The following is a 17,971-nucleotide window of genomic DNA, read 5'->3' as shown; positions in this document are numbered from 1 at the left end:
CCAACCGTCGGCGTCTATGGATTCCCGCCTGCGCGGGAATGACGAAATTCCGTGGTTATCGCTGAATGTCGACCGGCCTTAAAGATCGTCGATCGCCTCGTGCAGCTTCGCCAGCACGACCGTATCGCCGGCCGGAGCCGCCGCAGCCGCCGCCGACAGCCCCATCAGGTCGACCGCGCCGAAGCTCGCCGCCAGTCCCTTCAGCCGGAGTGCCGCCGGCTGCCACCCTTCGGCATCGGCGGCATCCAACGCGCTGAGCGCCTTCTTCGCGCTTTCGGTAAAGGCACGGCGAAGCTCCGCGATCAGTTGGGGTTCGTCGCCCAACGCCGCCGCCAGCGCCGCATCGATTGCTCCGGGATCATAGACCATGGGTTAAGAATACGCCCCAAAAGGTTAAAAGAAGGTTACCGGGCCACCGGTTCGACCGCTCTGTCGTTCGGATGACGACCATGATAGACGGTCAGTTATGAATGGGGGTTCGATCACGGAGCTGCAACAGCACCACCAGCATTCCGACGGCGAACATGTCGCGCAGGACGAGGCGCAACACTGGTTGGCGGAGGCTGTCCCCGAACCCGAACCGATCCGGCGCAACTGGATCGGACCGACGCTTGCCGGCATCGCGGTGCTCGGCTGGACCGGCGGGATGCTGGCATGGAGCGCGCCGTCGCTGCCGGCGCTGGGGCCGATCGGGCTGGTATCGTTCATTGCCGCGCTGTGCGTGCCGCCGATGCTGCTCGGCGTCGGCTGGCTGCTGCTTCGTCGGAACAGCCGGGCGGAGGCACGGCGGTTCGCCGCAACCGCGCAGGCGATGCGGGCCGAGGCACAAGCCTTGGAGGTCGTGATCGCCCGCGTTCGACAGACATTGTCGGAATCGCGCAGGGAACTGGCCGAACAGACGCAATCGCTGCTGACGCTGGGCGACAGTGCGACCGATCGGCTGCGCGGCGTCAGTGCCGGGATGGGCGAACAGGTCGAGGCGATCGGCATGACCGCCGGCCGGCTCGATCGGGTGGCCGATGCCACGCAACAGCGGCTGGCGACGGTGCTGTCCTCCCTGCCCCGCGCCCGTGCCGAAGCAGCGGAAATGGCCGCGCTGGTCGAGGCCACCGGCCTGTCGGCCAGCGAACGGGTTGCGGCGCTCGACGCGCAACTGGTCGTCGTCGCGCAACGCTCGCGGGAGGCCGATCAACTGGCCGGGGGCGCGGCGCAGCGGCTGGCGGCGCATATGAACCGGATGGAAGCGACCAGCGAAAGTGCCGGCGTCCGCCTCGAATCGGTCATCGCCACCATGTCCGAAGCGATCGACGCGGTGCTCGAACGCGCTGCCGCCGCCATCGACGAATCGCGCAAGGCGATCACCGCGCAGGGCGATGCGACGATCGCGATGATCGAGGCGAATGGATCGGCGATCGAACGCGCCGGACGCGAGGGTGCCGAACAGCTCGCCGATCGTGTCGGCAGGATCGACGCCGCCATCCACCTGCTCGCCGAACGGCTAGACGATCGGCGTCGCGACGGCGAGGCGCTGCTGACCCTGCTGAACGACGGGCTGGCGGGGGTCGATGATCGCTTCGAACGCTTGCGGGTGACGGGGGTCGAACGGACTCAGGCGGTGGCCGGATCGGTCGCTGCCCTGACGCAGGTGGCCGATGCCCTTGCCGACGCGCTGGCCAATGGCGACGGTACCGCCCGCCGCGTGATCGCCAGTGCCGAGGAAGTCCTGACCGCGCTCGACGCGGCGGCGCGCGAGATGGACGAAACGCTGCCAGGTGCGCTCGACCGGCTCGACAGTCGCATCGCTGCCAGTCGCGCCGTCGTCGCCCAGTCCAAGCCCGAACTGCTCGCGCTGGTCACCGCCGCCGAAAGCACGCACGACGCGATCGAGGCGATTGCCGGGGTCGTGGCGATGCAGCGCGACACGCTGTCGACGGTGCAGCAATCGCTGCTCGACACGCTCGACCGTGGTGCCGACCGGATCGAGAATGTCCGTACCATCGTCGACGAGACCATCGCGACGACGATCCACTTCGCCGAAGACGCCGCGCCGCGCCTGACCGAAGCGATGCTCCGCATTCGCGATACCGCCGAAGCGGCGAGCGAACAGGCTCGCGAGACGCTGGCGAAGGTCCTGCCCGATGCTGCCCGCGATCTGGAAATACGCGGTGCGCGCGCGCTCGCCAACGCCGTCGACAGCGCGGTGACGGGACAGGTCGCGGAATTGTCCGCCATCGCCAATCACGCCGTCGCCTCGGCGATCGAGGCATCGGAACGGCTGTCGCGGCAGATGCTCGACATCGTCGACAACAGTAAACAATTTGACGAACGCATGGCCACGGCCCGCGCCGAACAAGAAACCGCCAACAGCGACCAATTTTCGCGCCGCGTTTCGCTGTTGATCGAGGCAATGAACTCGGCCGCGATCGACATCGCACGGTCGCTGTCGACCGATGTCTCCGATACGGCATGGGCCGCTTATCTAAAGGGTGATCGCGGCGTCTTCACCCGGCGTGCGGTGCGGCTGGTCGACGGGACGCAGGCACGCGAGATCGCCGCCTTGTACGATGCCGATCCCGGCTTCCGCGATCAGGTGAACCGATACATTCACGATTTCGAGACGATGCTGCGTCAGATCCTCGGCTTGCGCGACGGATCGCCGATGGGTGTGACCCTGTTGTCGTCGGACATGGGCAAGCTGTACGTCGTGCTGGCGCAGGCGATCGAGCGGTTGCGGAACTAACGGTTTTGCCGGGGACGTGATGGCACGCCGAACGTGCGTGTCTGGCTGACCGACGATGCGCTGGCGGCACAGGACCCGAGCGCCTATCCCTTTTCGCTGCCGATCATGTTCGACGGCGGCTTCGAGGTTGTTTGAAAACTCGTGGTAAAGCGAGTTTCGCAGGCGGTGCCTTTTCAAACGGACTCTTCGATCTGACGTTCGAAAAACCGATCACCATTCTCGTCGACGAGAATGGTTCGGGAAAGTCGACGCTGCTCGAAGCGATCGCGACGATGGCCGGTTTTGGCGAAGGCGGCGGTGCGCAGGGCACGACGAAGGCTTCCTCTATGTCTTCGAGGAACGATTGTGCGAAGGGGGACTGTTCCTTCTCGACGAACCGGACTCCAGGCAGTTCGATTTCCTGAAGCTGCTCCGTACCCTGCAACGCGGGGGCACCTGTCAGGTCATCATGGCGACCCACTCGCCGATCTTGATGGTACTGCCCGACGCCGATCCATGAGCAAGCCAAGCACTTCGGCGTGCGCCCGACGACGCTGGAGGAAACCAGCCATTTTCGCCTGTATCGTGAAATCACTTGCGACCCGCACGCACGACCTGGTCGAAACCATGATCGATTGGACGTCGCCTAATTGTAGAGATTCAGCATGTCGGCGGTCACCCAACCATAAACGTAGTTGAGGTAGAAGCCGCCGAACAGCACTGCGGATACCAATGTCGTCCGCCACGCCATCTGCCCGAAGTGGAACCCCGATGGTGCGCTGTCGGCCTGTCCCGGCACCGGGGGTTCGCCCGCTTCCTGCGTCGTGCGAACCCCGAACGGCAACACCAGAAACATCGCCAGCACCCAGAACAGCAGGTAGATGGCGAGCGCCGATTGCCAGGTCATGCGTCGCTCGTCAGGCCGGAATGATCAGCACGTCGACGACCGGCTTCTTGCCGGTCCAGCGCGTTGCGACGCGGCGAACCGCAAGGCGGATCGCTTCCGGCAGCTTGGACCGCTCCCGCCCCTTGGCCGCGACCGTCTCTGCCGCTGCATCGACCGCTTCCTCGAGGAAGGGTTCGCGGTCTTCTTCGACCGGTACGCCCTGTACCCGGATCTGCGGCTGACCGATCAACTGCCCGCGCCGGTCAATCGCGACCGCTACCGACATATGGCCGAACGCCGCCAGTTTGCGGCGTTCGTTGATCGTCGTGCCGTCCGCCGGCAGAATGACGTCGCCATCCAGCGCCAGTCGCCCAACGGCCGCCTGTCCGACCTTGGTCGGATTGCCCGGCGCGAGACGTACGATATCGCCATTGGTCTGAACCAGCGTCTGACCGATGCCCTGCGACAGGGCGAACCGGGCATGCTCCATCAGGTGGCGCATCTCGCCATGGACTGGCACGAGAACCTTCGGACGCAGCCAGCCATAGAGCTTGGCCAGTTCCGGCCGACCGGGATGGCCCGAGACATGGACATGCGCCTGCCGATCGGTGACCATTTCGATCCCGGCCGCAGCAAGCTGGTTCTGGATGCGACCGATCGCGACTTCGTTGCCGGGGATCTGCTTCGACGAGAAGATGACCCGGTCGCCGGACTGGAGGCTGAGCTGATGTTCCCGATTGGCGATCCGGGCCAGCGCCGCGCGCTGTTCGCCCTGCCCACCGGTCGCGATGATCAGGACCTGATCGCGTGGCAGCCGCATCGCCGTGTCGAAATCGACGGTCTGCGGGAAACTCTTCAGATAGCCCGTCGCCTTGGCGACCTTCAGAATGCGGTCGAGCGAACGGCCCGCCACGCAAACCTTGCGGTTGGTGTCGCGTGCGACCTCGCCCAGCGTATGCAGTCGCGCGGCATTGGACGCGAAGCTGGTGACCATCACCCGCCGCCCTTCGGCAGAGGCGATCTGTTCGAACAGCCCCTTGCGAACGTCGGCTTCCGATCCCGATGCCTCGGTATTGAAGACATTCGTCGAATCGCACACTAGCGCGAGGATGCCCTCATCGCCGATCGCGGTGAGTTCGGCCGGGCTGGCCGGCGTCGCGACCATCGGTTGATCGTCGAGCTTCCAGTCGCCCGAATGGAATACCTTGCCGTGCGGCGTGGAAATGACCAGCGAGGTCGACTCGGGGATCGAATGCGCCATCGGTACGAAGCGGACGCCGAACGGACCGACATTAACGTCACCACCCAGCTGCACGATCTTCAGCTTCACCCGATCGGCAATGCCTTCTTCGTCCAGCTTGCCGCGGATCAGACCGGCCGTGAACGGCGTCGCATAGATCGGCACGCCGAGATCGGCGGCCAGATAGGGCAGCGCGCCGATATGGTCCTCATGGCCATGGGTGATGACGATGCCGAGCAGCTGATCGCCGCGTTCCTCGATGAATTGCAGGTCGGGCAGCATCACGTCGATGCCGGGATAGCCCGGATCGGCGAACGTCACGCCGCAATCGACCATCAGCCATTTGCCGGCGGTCCCGTACAGGTTGACGTTCATGCCGATTTCGCCCGACCCGCCAAGCGCGACGAACAACAGTTCTTTCTTTGGTGTCACTCAATCTCTTTCAATGCCCGCGCCCATTCGCGGGTTGGGTTTCGTTCAGTACGTTGCTGCAGAAATATGGGTGCGGCGCCACAGCATCGCCAGTCCCGTGATCGTCAGGTCTTGTTCGATCGAATCGAAGACCTGCGTATGTTTCTCGAACAGGATCGCCAGCCCGCCGGTGGCGATCACACGAACCGGGCGGCCGATTTCCGCCTTCATCCGCGCGACCAGCCCCTCGATCATCGCGATATAGCCCCAATAAATGCCGATGTGCATCTGATCGGCGGTATTGCGGCCGATCACCGTCTTCGACGCTGGCGCTTCGATCGCAATGCGCGGCAGCTTGGCCGCCGCCGTCACCAGCGCATCGAGCGACAGGTTGATACCCGGCGCGATGATCCCGCCTTTATACGCTCCGGTATAAGCAACTACGTCGAACGTCGCGGCCGTGCCGAAATCGACGACGATCAGATCGCCCGGATGGGCCGCATGCGCCGCGATCGCATTCAACGCGCGATCGGCACCGACCGTATGCGGCTCTTCGACATCGAGCGCGATGCCGAATGTCGCCGCGCCGCGCCCGGCAACGAGGGCCTCGACTCCGAAATACTTGCTGGCGAGCACTTCGAGGTTATGCAGCGCGCGCGGGACGACCGTGCCGATAATCACTGCCTCTACCACCGACCGGTCACGACCGCCCAATGCCAGCAGCTGGCTCAGCCATACCGCATATTCGTCCGCCGTCCGTCGCGGATCAGTCGCGATGCGCCAGCGCGCGACGATCACCTCGCCATCGACCAGTGCGAAGACGATGTTGGTATTGCCGGCATCGATCGCAAGCAGCATCGAACTTCCCCGTCACGCCCGACCGGCGTGGTTCTCCTTCCCGCTAGAGCGTGCGGCGGGCCACGACAAGCGCTCCGCAAGGCCGCACACGCATTGTAACGATCGCGTCACGCCGAAACATCGCCGGCGTGGACGATCACCGGCTTGCCGCCCTCATCGATCAGCCGCAACGCTCCATCGGCTTGGAGGCCGTCGAACCGTCCCGACTGCTGACGACCGTCGGGCAAGCGTACCCGAAGCACAGTGCCGGCGGGATGGGCCATTTTTTCCCAGGCGATGCGGACAATCGACGGATCGTCCGTCCGCCATAGTGCGACCCAGGCCGAAAAACGGTCGCGCAGTTCCGCGAGCAACGCGTCCGACCCAACGCTTAAACCTTCCGCCGCGAGACAAGTCGTCGGACGATCGTGAAGCATCGGATGCGAGGAAAGATTGACGCCGAAGCCGATGACCACCGCATTGCCGGACCGTTCGAGCAGGATACCCGACAGCTTCGCATCGCCAACCATCAGATCATTCGGCCATTTGATCGTCGCGATCCCCGGCGCAAACGCCGCAACCGCTTCGGCCAGCGCGACCGCGGCGACCAGCGTCAGGGTATGCGCTGGCGGGTCATGCGGGCGCAACCGGACGATCGTGCTGGCGAACAAATTGCCCGCACCGTCCGCCCATTTCCGCCCCAACCGCCCTCGTCCGGCCGATTGACGTTCGGCCCGCAACCAGAGGCCTTCCTCCGCCCCGGTCGCGGCAGCGGCGATCAGGTCGGCATTGGTCGACCCGGTCTCGCCGACAACGCGGATCGTCAGAACAGTGCCCGAGCCGCCGTCAGCGACCACGCCGACAGTGCCGGGATCAGGAACAGGCTGACCGGCGAGATCACGACCGCCGCCGCAAGCGTCAAGCCTCCCTCGACCAGTGCCGGTTCACGCAGGAACTCGGGTGCCGGCTCATCGAAGTACATCGTCTTGACGACGCGGAGATAATAATAGGCACCGATCGTCGACGCCGCGATACCGATGACCGCCAGCGGGAACAGGCCGGCCTGCACCGCCGCATCGAACACCGCGTATTTGGCCCAGAAGCCGAACAGCGGCGGGATACCGGCGAGCGAGAACATGAAGATCGCCAGCGCCAGCGCGAGCGCCGGACGCGTCCGCGACAGACCCGAAAGGCTGGCCAGCGTTTCCAGCGGCTGCCCATCGCTGCCCCGCATCTGCAGGACGACGAGAAACGAGCCCAGCGTCATGACGACATAAACCGCCAGATAGAACAACACACCCGCCACGCCCTGCGACGACCCCGCGGCCAGGCCGATCAGCGCGAAGCCGACATTGTTGATCGACGAATAGGCCAGCAGCCGCTTGACGTTCGTCTGACCGATCGCGCCGACCGCACCGAGCACGATCGAGGCGAGTGCCGCAAAGACCACAATCTGCCGCCACTGGTCCACCGCCGGGCCCATCGCCTCAACCGCAACGCGCAACGCCATCGCCATCGCCGCGACCTTGGGTGCCGACGCGAAGAACGCGGTCACCGGGGTCGGTGCGCCCTCATACACGTCCGGCGTCCACATGTGGAACGGCACCGCCGCCAGCTTGAAGGCAATCCCGGCGAACACGAATACCAGCCCGAACAGCAGGCCCATGTTCCGCGGCCCGGCATAGGCCGTCGCGATATCGGTGAACAACGTTGTGCCGGAGAAGCCATACACCAGGCTGATGCCATAGAGCAGGATGCCCGACGCCAGCGCACCCAGCACGAAATACTTCAGGCCCGCCTCGGCCGAACGCGTGTCCCGGCGCATGAAGCTGGCCAGCACATAGGCCGCAAGGCTCTGCAGTTCGAGCCCGACATACAGCAGCAGCAGATCCGACGCCGACACCATCATGCCCATGCCGCAGGCCGACAACAGGATCAGCACCGGATATTCAGGCTTCAGGTCGTCGCCGCTGGTCCGTTCGAAAAAGCGGGGCGCGATGATGATCGCGACGGCCGATGCGAAATAGATCAGTACCTTGGCAAACGCGGCAAAGGCATCGGCGCGATACATGCCATCAAAGGCCGTACCACCCGACGATCCGTTACCGATCAGCGCGACGCCGGCCCCCGCCAGTACGAAGACCGCCGCGATGCTGACGCCGCGCGTTGCCGCCTGTTTGCCCCATGCCGATACGAGCATCAGGACGATCGCCCCGACCGCGAGCACCAGCTCGGGCAGGGTCATCGAAAGTTGTTCGGCGTAGCTCATCAGTGCGATTCCCCGTGCGCCGCTTCACCGCCGCCCGTTCCATGTTCCGCGGCCTTCGCCGCCGCCGCCGCCGGGTTGCCCGGGGTCGGCCGTGAGTCCGAAGCCGGCGCCGCGCGTTCGATCCGCGCCAGCAACAGCGTCACGTCGTTGCGCATCGGGGCAATGAAGCTTTCCGGGTACACGCCCATCCACAACACCACCGCCGCGATCGGGGCCAGCATCGCCAGCTCGCGCATCGACACATCGGGCATCGCCTTCACATCGTCATGGACGAGGTCGCCCAGCGCGATCCGGCGATACAGGTACAGCGAATAGGCCGCGCCCAGAATGATGCCGGTCGTGCAGATCAGCGCCGCCCAGGTCGACACCCGATAGGTGCCGGCAAGGCTCAGAAACTCGCCGACAAACCCTGACGTCCCCGGCAGACCGATCGACGCCATGGTGAACAGCAGGAAGAACACTGCATAGCGCGGCATGTTGATCACCAGACCGCCATAGCGCGCGATCTCCCGCGTGTGCAGTCGGTCGTAGATGATGCCGACGCACAGGAACAGCGCGCCCGATACCAGCCCGTGGCTGAGCATCACGATCATCGCGCCTTCGATGCCCTGCTGGTTAAAGGCGAACAGACCTATGGTCACGATCGCCATGTGCGCGACCGACGAGTAGGCGATCAGCTTCTTCATGTCCGACTGCACCAGCGCAACGAGCGACGTGTAGACCACCGCGATCGCTGACAGCGTCAGGATCAGCCAAGTTAGCTGACCCGAGGCCTCCGGGAACATCGGCAGCGAGAAGCGCAGGAAGCCATATCCGCCGAGCTTCAGCAACACGCCCGCCAGAATGACCGAACCGGCGGTCGGTGCCTGCACGTGCGCGTCGGGCAACCAGGTGTGGACCGGCCACATCGGCATCTTGACCGCGAACGACGCGAAGAAGGCGAGCCACAGCCACGTCTGCACCTGCACCGGGAAATCATACGCCATTAGCGTCGGAATATCCGAGGTACCGGCCGTGCGGATCATGTAGATCATTGCGATCAGCATCAGCAGCGAGCCGAGCAGCGTGTACAGGAAGAACTTGTACGATGCGTAGATGCGGTTCGCCCCGCCCCAAATCCCGATGATCAGGTACATCGGGATCAGGCCGGCTTCGAAGAACACGTAGAACAGCAGCAGATCCTGCGCCGCGAAGGTGCCGATCATCAGCACCTCGACGCTCAGGAACAGCGCCATATATTCGGGTACGCGATTGGTCACCGACTTCCACGATGCGCCGATACAGATCGGCATCAGGAAGACGCTAAGCATGATCAGCATCAACGCGAAACCGTCGATCCCCAGCGCGTAGCGGAATACGCCGAAGTCACCGAGCGCCGGTGCCTCGACAAACTGCCACTGCGCGCCGCCGATATCGTAACTGGCCCAAAGTAGGACGCCCAACACGAAGTTGACCAGCGTGGCGATTAGCGCCGTCCAGCGTGCTCCGTTCGCCGATACGAACAGGCACAGCATCGCTGCGACCGCCGGTACCAGCAGCATCACCGACAGGATCGGGAAGCCGTTCACGAGTTATTCCCCCGAACCAATTGCTTGAAACCGCGCATCACGACGCGATCGCCCAGGTAACTGCCGCCGTCAGGCCGATCAGCATGACGAAGGCATAGGTGTAGAGATAGCCGGTCTGCATCCGGACCGTGAGGCGGCTCGAAAAGCCGACCAGCGCCGCCGAACCATCTGGACCGAAGCGGTTGATCGTCTGTTCGTCGCCACGCTTCCAGAAGAAACGGCCAAACGCAAAGGCCGGGCGGACGAACAGCAGATGATACAGCTCGTCGAAATACCATTTGTTGAGCAGGAAGCGGTGCAGCACGCGGAACGTGTCTGCAATCGCCGCCGCCGTGCCCGGCCGCAGGATATAGACGTAAAATGCACTCGCCAGACCGATCAGCATCACGATCGTCGCGGCCAGCTTCACCAGCAACGGCACCTGGTGCATCGCGTGCATCAGATGCTCGTTGTAGAACAGGCTGCCCTTCCAGAAGGCCTCGCCGGCGTCACCGCCGATGAACCAATGGTTGAACACATAACCGGCAGCGACCGCGCCGACCGTCAGCACGATCAGCGGGATGAGCATCACGATCGGGCTCTCATGCGGATGATAGCCCGCCGTACCTTCGACGACATCGGTGGCATGGGCGTCGTGCGTCGACGGGGCATGACCCGCGTCTTCGGCTGCCGGATGCGCATCGTGATGGGCATGATCGTCATGCCCATGATGACCGTGCGCATCATGGACCGCATGCTGGATATGTTCCGACCCGGCCCAGCGCGGTTTGCCGAAGAAGGTCAGGAACATCAGCCGCCACGAATAGAAGCTGGTGAGCAACGCTGCGAAGGTACCGACATAGAAGGCACCATAGCCGCGCGGACCCGCCGCCCACGCCGCTTCGAGGATCGCGTCCTTCGAGTGATAGCCGGCAAAACCGCCCACTTCGTAGATGCCGACACCGGTGATCGCGAGTGTGCCCGCCATCATCGCCCAGAAGGTCAGCGGAATATGCTTCCGCAGGCCCCCGTAATAGCGCATGTCCTGTTCGTGGTGCATCGCATGGATAACCGAGCCGGCACCGAGGAACAGCAACGCCTTGAAAAAGGCGTGCGTGAATAGGTGAAACATCGCCGCGCCGTAAGCCCCGACACCCGCCGCAAAGAACATATAGCCGAGCTGCGAGCAGGTCGAATAGGCGATGACCCGCTTGATGTCGGTCTGGACCAACCCGATCGTCGCCGCGAACAGGCAGGTCGCGGCACCGACACCGGTTACTACGGCCAGCGCGGTCGGCGAGGTTTCGAACATCGGCGACAGACGGCACACCATGAACACGCCGGCGGTAACCATCGTCGCGGCGTGGATCAGCGCCGACACCGGGGTCGGACCTTCCATCGCGTCCGGCAACCAAGTGTGAAGTCCGAGCTGTGCCGACTTGCCCATCGCGCCGACGAACAGCAGCAGGCAGAGCACCGTCATCGTGTCGGCGCGGAACCACAGGAAACCGATCGTCGAGCCGGCCATCGACGGCGCGGCCTCGAGGATCGCCGGGATCGAGATCGTGCCGAACACCAGATAAGTGCCGAAGATGCCGAGCATGAAGCCCAGATCGCCGACGCGGTTGACAACGAACGCCTTGATCGCCGCGGCATTTGCCGATGGCTTGCGGAACCAGAAACCGATCAGCAGGTACGATGCCAGACCGACACCTTCCCAACCGAAGAACATCTGTACCAGGTTGTTCGCGGTCACCAGCATCAGCATCGCGAAGGTGAACAGCGAGAGATAGGCAAAAAAGCGCGGCTGATCGGGGTCCTCGCTCATATAGCCCCAGCTATAGAGGTGGACGAGCGCCGACACGCTGGTGATGACGACCAGCATAACCGCGGTCAGCGGATCGACCCGCAATTCCCACGCGATGTCCATGCCGCCCGACAGAATCCAGGTCGACACCTGCGCGACGTTCGCCTGCGCCGCGCCGGTCAGGAACGGAATGAAGATCGACCACGACAGCGCGGCCGCGATCAACAGTCCGGCGGTCGTGATGATTTTCGGCACCGCGATACCGAAGGCGCGGTTGGCCAGCCCCGCGACGATCGACGCCAGCAGCGGCAGGAACACGACGATATGGATGGCGCTCACGAAAGCACCCCCGAAAACCGAAAAGCCACCGGCATCACCCCTTCATCCGGTTGACGTCGTCGACCGCGATGGAACCGCGACCACGGAAATAGATGACCATGATGGCCAGACCGATCGCGCTCTCCCCCGCGGCGACCGCCAGCACGAACATCGCGAAAATCTGACCGACGAGGTCGCCCAACTGCGCCGAGAAGGCCACGAAATTGATGTTCACCGCCAGCAGGATCAACTCGATCGACATCAGGATGACGATCAGATTTTTGCGGTTCAGGAAGATGCCGAGCACCCCCAGCGTAAACAGGATCGCCGCGACGACCAGATAATGGGTCAGTCCGATCACAGCTCCACCCCCTGCCCGATGGGCTGATTGACGTTGCGGATGGCATCCTTCGCCCGACGATTGATCTGGCGATTGATGTTCTGCGCCTTGGCATCCGCCCGCTTGCGCTGGGTCAGGACGATCGCACCGATCATCGCGACCAGCAGCACCAGCCCGACGCCTTCGAAGACGTAGAGATATCGCGAATAGAGCAGCCGCCCGATCGCCTCGATATTCGGCACCGCCGCTTCGGTGGGCGCGATGCGCCGCGCAAGGTCGATCCGGGCGGCCGTCCACGCATAGGCACCGACGATGAGTTCGACCGCAAGCAGCACCGCCAGCGCAAGGCCCGCTGGCAGATAGCGGACGAAGCCGGCGCGCAGTTCGGTGAAGTCGATGTCGAGCATCATGACCACGAACAGAAACAGGACAGCGACCGCGCCGACATAGACGATGACGAGGAGCATCGCGATGAATTCAGCCCCGCAAAGGACCATCAGGCCCGCCGCGTTGAAGAAGGCGAGGATCAGCCACAGCACCGAATGGACCGGGTTGCGCGACGTGATCGTCAGCGCAGCCGATGCCACCACGACCGTGGCGAACAGATAGAAGGCGAGTGTCTGGATCACGAGCGCTGCTCTTCCCCCTGCCCGCCCCGCGTGATGCTGCGGGACGAAACGCTAATCGATTGGCCGGCGAAGCGAGGTCTCTCGTCCCCGCCGGTACGGAATATGCGCGCCATTACCGATAGGGCGCGTCGCTCGCAAGGTTCGCAGCAATCGCGCGTTCCCAACGGTCACCATTCGCGAGCAGCTTGTCCTTGTGATAGATCAACTCTTCGCGCGTTTCGGTAGCGAATTCGAAATTCGGGCCTTCTACGATCGCGTCGACCGGGCAGGCCTCCTGACACAAGCCGCAATAGATGCACTTGGTCATGTCGATGTCGTAGCGGGTCGTCCGGCGGCTGCCGTCCTGACGCGGTTCAGCCTCGATCGTGATCGCCAGCGCGGGACAAACCGCCTCACACAGCTTGCACGCGATGCAACGCTCTTCGCCATTGGGATAGCGACGCAGCGCATGCTCGCCGCGGAAGCGGGGCGAGATCGGATTCTTCTCGTACGGATAGTTGATCGTTGCCTTGGCCTTGAAGAAGTACCGCAGCGTCAGCGCGTGCGCCTTCACGAACTCCCACAGGGTGAACGATCGGATGGTCTGGGCGATACTCATGCTGGCAATCCTACGCGCTGGATCATCAGCCAGCCCGACACGAGGAAAACGAAGGTCAGCGACAGCGGCAGGAAAATCTTCCAGCCCAGCCGCATCAGCTGGTCATAGCGGTACCGGGGCACCGTCGCCTTGATCCAGCTGAACACGAAGAAGAAGAAGAACGTCTTGGCAAGGAACCAGATGATGCCCGGCACGAAATAGAGCGGAGCCCAATCGACCGGCGGCAGCCAACCGCCCCAGAACAGCAGCGCGTTGAGCGCGCACATCAGAATGACGTTGGCATATTCGCCGAGCCAGAACAGCGCGAACGCCATCGACGAATATTCGGTCTGATAGCCCGCGACCAGTTCCGATTCCGCCTCGGTCAGATCGAACGGCGCGCGCGCCGTCTCGGCAAGCGAGGAAATCAGGAACACGACCGCCATTGGAAACAGCAACGGGTTGAAACCGAAGCCATTGATGAAGCCGAAGATATGTGCCCGCTGTTCGAGGACGATCGTCGTCAGGTTGAACGATCCGGCCCACAACACTACAGAAAGCAGCACGAAGCCGATCGCGACCTCATAGCTGACCATCTGCGCGGCGGCACGCAGCGCCGAATAGAACGGGTATTTCGAGTTCGACGCCCAACCCGAAATGATGACGCCGTACACCCCCAGCGACGATGCGGCGAGAATGTAGAGCAGACCGACATTGATGTCGGCGACCACCACGCCGACATCGAACGGGATCACTGCCCACACGATCAGCGCGACGGTGAAGGTGATGATTGGTGCCAGCAGGAACAGGCCACGATTGGCCGACGACGGGACGATCGTCTCCTGCAGGAACACCTTCAGGCCGTCGGCAAACGACTGGAGAAGGCCGAACGGGCCGACGACGTTGGGACCGCGACGCAGCGCCATCGCCGCCCAGATCTTGCGATCGGCGTAAATGATCATCGCCACCGCCAGCATCAGCGGCAAGGCGATGACCAGAATGCCAATCAGCGTCGCGACGGTCCAGGCCCAGCCATAGGGCATGCCGACGGTAGTTTCGAAAAACGAGGTCACTCGGCGGCCTCCGCGAAATCCTGGCCATGGACAAGTTCGGCCGAACAACGCTGCATCGTCGGACTGGCCCGGCAGATCGCGTTGGTCAGATAGAAGTCGGTCACCGGATAGGTCACCGTCCCCGAGCCCTTAGCGTCGAGTACCGGCGGGTTCCAGTCAAACCGTACCAGACCCTCCCGACCCAGTTCGGGTACGGCCAATGCCATCGCCGCCCGCACGCCGTTGAAATCATCGAACGGCAGCGTCACGCCGAGCACTTCCGCCAGTGCGCGGAAAATCGTCCAGTCCTCGCGCGCGTCGCCCGGCGGGAACACCGCACGGTCGCCACGCTGCACACGGCCTTCCATATTGACATAGGTGCCGGCCTTTTCCGCGTAGCTCGCCCCCGGCAGGACGATATCGGCCGCCACAGCACCCTTGTCGCCATGATGGCCGATATACACCTTCATCGCGCCAGCGAACTTGGCGAAGTCCACTTCGTCGGCACCGAGGAAGAATACCAGCTTCGGGTTCGCGGCGACGATATCGGCGATGCCACCCGGCTGCGCATAGCCGAGCATCAAGGCACCCATGCGGGCGGCAGCGAGGTGGACGACGTTGAAGCCGTTCCACGTCGTGCCATCCTCGAGCGTCCGGACCAGATTGCCGTCCTGCGCAAGCTTCAACGCCGCGCCGTGACCGTTCCGGAGCGCCGCGGGACCGACGATGACCATCGGCCGCTTGGCCGCATCCATCGCTTCGGCCGCACGGTCGGGCAGGCCGCCGAGCAGACCGAGATCGTCGCCCAGCCACTCCGCCTTGTAGGTCAGATCGACATTGGGGCCGATCGCGAACACGCGTGCGCCCTTCTTGATCGCCTTGCGGACACGCGTGTTGATGAGGGGTGCTTCGTGGCGCAGGTCGGTCCCGACCAGCAGGATCGCATCGGCATCCTCGACACCGGCGATCGTCGAGTTGAACGCGACGGCCCCGAGATTGGTGACGTCATAATCCATGCCCGTCTGCCGCCCTTCGAGCAGCGACGAACCCAGCGCGTTCACCAGCGCCTTGGCCGCGAACATGGTCTCGCAATCGAGCAGGTCGCCCGCGATCGCCGCAACCGACGATCCCGCATTGGCCGCCGCGATGGCAGCGAAGGCGTCGTCCCATTCGGCCGCGACCAGCTTGCCGTCCTTGCGGACATAAGGCTTGTCGAGACGGCGACGGACGAGACCATCGACGGCGTGGCGCGTCTTGTCGTGCGCCCATTCCTCGTTCACGTCTTCGTTGATCCGCGGAACACAACGCAACACCTGTCGGCCACGGCTGTCGAGACGGATGTTGGTGCCGACCGCGTCCATCACGTCGATAGCGAGCGTCTTCTTGAGCTCCCACGGACGCGCCTCGAACGCATAGGGCTTCGACGTCAGCGCACCGACCGGGCACAGATCGACGATGTTGCCCGACAGCTCGCTCGATACCGCCTGCTCGAGATAGCTGGTGATCTGCATATTCTCGCCGCGATAGATCGCGCCGATTTCCTCGACCCCGGCGACTTCCTCGGCAAAGCGGATGCAGCGCGTGCACTGGATGCAGCGCGTCATCACCGTCTTGACGATCGGTCCCATATATTTTTCGGTGACGGCGCGCTTGTTCTCGTCATAGCGCGAATGGCCACGACCGTACGCGACCGACTGGTCCTGCAGGTCGCATTCGCCACCCTGATCGCAGATCGGGCAGTCGAGCGGATGGTTGATGAGCAGGAATTCCATCACACCTTCGCGCGCGGCCTTCACCATCGCGCTGTCGGTGCGGATTTCCTGATTGTCGGCAGCGGGCAGTGCGCAGGAGGCCTGCGGCTTGGGCGGCCCCGGCTTCACCTCGACCAGACACATCCGGCAATTGCCGGCGATCGACAGCCGCTCGTGATAGCAGAAGCGTGGAATTTCCTTCCCCGCCGCTTCGCATGCCTGAAGTACGGTAGCGCCTTGCGGCACTTCGACTTCGACCCCGTCTACTTTTACCTTCGGCATTATTCGGCCGCTTCCATCATGGGCGACATGCCGCCGCCGCGCTTCTCGTTGATCCGCCGTTCGATTTCCGGACGGAAATTCTTGATCAGGCCCTGGATCGGCCACGCCGCCGCGTCGCCGAGCGCGCAGATGGTATGACCTTCGACCTGCTTCGTAACCTGTTGCAGCATGTCGATCTCGGAGATGTCGGCATCGCCGGTGCGCAGCCGTTCCATCACTCGCCACATCCAGCCCGTACCTTCGCGGCACGGCGTGCACTGACCGCAGCTCTCATGCTTGTAGAAGTAGCTGAGCCGGCTGATCGCGCGGACGACGTCGGTCGACTTGTCCATGACGATCACCGCCGCAGTGCCGAGACCCGAACCGACCGCCTTGAGGCCATCGAAATCCATCGGTGCGTCGATGATATGCTCGGCCTTGACCAGCGGCACCGACGATCCGCCAGGAATGACGCAAAGCAGATTGTCCCAGCCACCGCGGATGCCGCCGCAATGCTTGTCGATCAGCTCGCGGAACGGGATGCTCATCGATTCCTCGACGACGCACGGCCGGTTAACATGCCCGCTGATCTGGAACAGCTTGGTCCCGCGGTTGTTCTCCGCGCCGAAGCTGGCGAACCATTCGGGACTGCGGCGCAGGATCGTCGGCACCACTGCAATCGATTCGACATTGTTGACCGTCGTCGGGCAACCATAGAGACCTGCGCCCGCCGGGAAGGGCGGTTTCAGCCGGGGCTGGCCCTTCTTGCCTTCCAGCGACTCCAGCATCGCGGTCTCTTCGCCGCAGATGTAGGCGCCAGCACCACGGTGCGCGAAGACGTCGAAATCATAACCCGAGCCACAGGCATTCTTGCCCAGCAGCCCCTTGGCATAGGCTTCGGCGATCGCAGCGAACAGCGTTTCGGCCTCGCGGATATATTCGCCGCGAATGTAGATATAGGCAGCCCGCGCGCGCATCGCGAAGCCCGCGACCAGTGCGCCCTCGATCAGCTTGTGCGGATCGTGGCGGATGATCTCGCGGTCCTTGCACGACCCCGGCTCGGACTCGTCGGCGTTGATGACGAGGAAGTTCGGCCGGTCGGGCTTGGGCGCCTTCGGCATGAACGACCATTTGGTGCCGGTCGGAAACCCTGCCCCGCCGCGACCGCGCAGGCCCGATGCCTTGATCCGGTCGATGATCGTGTCGGGACCAAGCTGCAACAGCGCCTTGGTATTGTCCCAGTCGCCCCGCATCACGGCGGCGTCGAGGTTCCATGGCTGGAACCCGTACACGTTGGTGAAGATGCGATCCTTGTCGGCCAGCATCC

General features: G+C 63.7%; 16 protein-coding genes. 2 read left to right on the top strand and 14 right to left on the bottom strand.

The features are described from left to right. Positions 1 to 78: 78 nt before the first annotated feature. On the bottom strand, positions 79 to 369 hold the full coding sequence (locus ASE70_RS02100) for a hypothetical protein (RefSeq protein ID WP_056400608.1): 291 nt from the start codon (positions 367 to 369) through the stop codon (positions 79 to 81). A 97-nt stretch (positions 370 to 466) separates the two neighbouring features. On the opposite strand from ASE70_RS02100, the gene ASE70_RS02095 reads away from it, so the two are divergent. Then, the gene (locus ASE70_RS02095) at positions 467 to 2,740 is read left to right on the top strand and encodes a hypothetical protein (RefSeq protein ID WP_056500944.1); all 2,274 of its coding nucleotides are present in this window, start codon (positions 467 to 469) and stop codon (positions 2,738 to 2,740) included. Between the two features lie 131 nt (positions 2,741 to 2,871). Further along, on the top strand, positions 2,872 to 3,144 hold the full coding sequence (locus tag ASE70_RS20270; protein WP_200925585.1) for an AAA family ATPase: 273 nt from the start codon (positions 2,872 to 2,874) through the stop codon (positions 3,142 to 3,144). Positions 3,145 to 3,365: 221 nt separating this feature from the next. Here the strand turns inward: ASE70_RS20270 and ASE70_RS02090 are convergent, their stop codons facing one another. The 13 genes from ASE70_RS02090 to nuoF all read right to left on the bottom strand — a co-directional run bounded on the left by ASE70_RS02090 (position 3,366) and on the right by nuoF (position 17,969). Continuing rightward, positions 3,366 to 3,626, bottom strand: a complete 261-nt coding sequence (locus tag ASE70_RS02090) for a DUF1467 family protein (RefSeq protein WP_056500941.1) — start codon at positions 3,624 to 3,626, stop codon at positions 3,366 to 3,368. A gap of 10 nt (positions 3,627 to 3,636) precedes the next feature. Further along, positions 3,637 to 5,277, bottom strand: coding sequence for a ribonuclease J (locus ASE70_RS02085; RefSeq protein WP_056500939.1), 1,641 nt, complete (start codon positions 5,275 to 5,277; stop codon positions 3,637 to 3,639). A gap of 45 nt (positions 5,278 to 5,322) precedes the next feature. Beyond that, positions 5,323 to 6,114, bottom strand: a complete 792-nt coding sequence (locus tag ASE70_RS02080; RefSeq protein ID WP_056500936.1) for a type III pantothenate kinase — start codon at positions 6,112 to 6,114, stop codon at positions 5,323 to 5,325. Between the two features lie 107 nt (positions 6,115 to 6,221). Beyond that, positions 6,222 to 6,950 (bottom strand): biotin--[acetyl-CoA-carboxylase] ligase, encoded by a 729-nt coding sequence (locus ASE70_RS02075; RefSeq protein ID WP_235519522.1) that lies wholly within the window; start codon positions 6,948 to 6,950, stop codon positions 6,222 to 6,224. Beyond that, positions 6,917 to 8,362, bottom strand: coding sequence for an NADH-quinone oxidoreductase subunit NuoN (gene nuoN, locus ASE70_RS02070; RefSeq protein ID WP_056500934.1), 1,446 nt, complete (start codon positions 8,360 to 8,362; stop codon positions 6,917 to 6,919). Before nuoN ends, ASE70_RS02075 begins: the two co-directional genes overlap by 34 nt. Beyond that, positions 8,362 to 9,930: an NADH-quinone oxidoreductase subunit M gene (locus tag ASE70_RS02065; RefSeq protein WP_056500931.1), complete on the bottom strand. Its 1,569-nt coding sequence runs from the start codon at positions 9,928 to 9,930 to the stop codon at positions 8,362 to 8,364. The genes nuoN and ASE70_RS02065 overlap by 1 nt, the downstream gene beginning before the upstream one ends. Before the next feature lie 37 nt (positions 9,931 to 9,967). After that, positions 9,968 to 12,055: an NADH-quinone oxidoreductase subunit L gene (gene nuoL / locus ASE70_RS02060; RefSeq protein WP_056500928.1), complete on the bottom strand. Its 2,088-nt coding sequence runs from the start codon at positions 12,053 to 12,055 to the stop codon at positions 9,968 to 9,970. Between the two features lie 34 nt (positions 12,056 to 12,089). Beyond that, positions 12,090 to 12,395: an NADH-quinone oxidoreductase subunit NuoK gene (gene nuoK / locus ASE70_RS02055; RefSeq protein WP_055755914.1), complete on the bottom strand. Its 306-nt coding sequence runs from the start codon at positions 12,393 to 12,395 to the stop codon at positions 12,090 to 12,092. Next, positions 12,392 to 13,003 (bottom strand): NADH-quinone oxidoreductase subunit J, encoded by a 612-nt coding sequence (locus tag ASE70_RS02050; RefSeq protein ID WP_056400637.1) that lies wholly within the window; start codon positions 13,001 to 13,003, stop codon positions 12,392 to 12,394. The genes nuoK and ASE70_RS02050 overlap by 4 nt, the downstream gene beginning before the upstream one ends. Before the next feature lie 112 nt (positions 13,004 to 13,115). Further along, the gene (gene nuoI, locus ASE70_RS02045; protein ID WP_055999366.1) at positions 13,116 to 13,601 is read right to left on the bottom strand and encodes an NADH-quinone oxidoreductase subunit NuoI; all 486 of its coding nucleotides are present in this window, start codon (positions 13,599 to 13,601) and stop codon (positions 13,116 to 13,118) included. Continuing rightward, the gene (gene nuoH, locus ASE70_RS02040) at positions 13,598 to 14,623 is read right to left on the bottom strand and encodes an NADH-quinone oxidoreductase subunit NuoH (protein ID WP_414882173.1); all 1,026 of its coding nucleotides are present in this window, start codon (positions 14,621 to 14,623) and stop codon (positions 13,598 to 13,600) included. The genes nuoI and nuoH overlap by 4 nt, the downstream gene beginning before the upstream one ends. Before the next feature lie 26 nt (positions 14,624 to 14,649). Beyond that, entirely contained in the window at positions 14,650 to 16,665 is a 2,016-nt protein-coding gene (gene nuoG, locus ASE70_RS02035; RefSeq protein ID WP_056400640.1) for an NADH-quinone oxidoreductase subunit NuoG, read from the bottom strand. Beyond that, positions 16,665 to 17,969: an NADH-quinone oxidoreductase subunit NuoF gene (gene nuoF / locus ASE70_RS02030; protein WP_056500923.1), complete on the bottom strand. Its 1,305-nt coding sequence runs from the start codon at positions 17,967 to 17,969 to the stop codon at positions 16,665 to 16,667. The genes nuoG and nuoF overlap by 1 nt, the downstream gene beginning before the upstream one ends. Positions 17,970 to 17,971 lie beyond the last annotated feature (2 nt).

The organism is Sphingomonas sp. Leaf22, from assembly GCF_001421715.1.
GTDB lineage: Bacteria > Pseudomonadota > Alphaproteobacteria > Sphingomonadales > Sphingomonadaceae > Sphingomonas.
The sequence above is the reverse complement of the archived record's forward strand: the minus strand, read 5'-3'. Positions and strand labels throughout refer to the sequence as shown.

Bases quoted from the DNA above. Each gene is read 5' to 3' on its own strand.
- ASE70_RS02100 (WP_056400608.1), bottom strand. From the start codon at position 369: ATGGTCTATGATCCCGGAGCAATCGATGCGGCGCTGGCGGCGGCGTTG.
- ASE70_RS02095 (WP_056500944.1), top strand. From the start codon at position 467: ATGAATGGGGGTTCGATCACGGAGCTGCAACAGCACCACCAGCATTCC.
- ASE70_RS02090 (WP_056500941.1), bottom strand. From the start codon at position 3,626: ATGACCTGGCAATCGGCGCTCGCCATCTACCTGCTGTTCTGGGTGCTG.
- ASE70_RS02080 (WP_056500936.1), bottom strand. From the start codon at position 6,114: ATGCTGCTTGCGATCGATGCCGGCAATACCAACATCGTCTTCGCACTG.
- nuoN (WP_056500934.1), bottom strand. From the start codon at position 8,362: ATGAGCTACGCCGAACAACTTTCGATGACCCTGCCCGAGCTGGTGCTC.
- nuoI (WP_055999366.1), bottom strand. From the start codon at position 13,601: ATGAGTATCGCCCAGACCATCCGATCGTTCACCCTGTGGGAGTTCGTG.
- nuoH (WP_414882173.1), bottom strand. From the start codon at position 14,623: ATGCCCTATGGCTGGGCCTGGACCGTCGCGACGCTGATTGGCATTCTG.
- nuoG (WP_056400640.1), bottom strand. From the start codon at position 16,665: ATGCCGAAGGTAAAAGTAGACGGGGTCGAAGTCGAAGTGCCGCAAGGC.
- nuoF (WP_056500923.1), bottom strand. From the start codon at position 17,969: ATGCTGGCCGACAAGGATCGCATCTTCACCAACGTGTACGGGTTCCAG.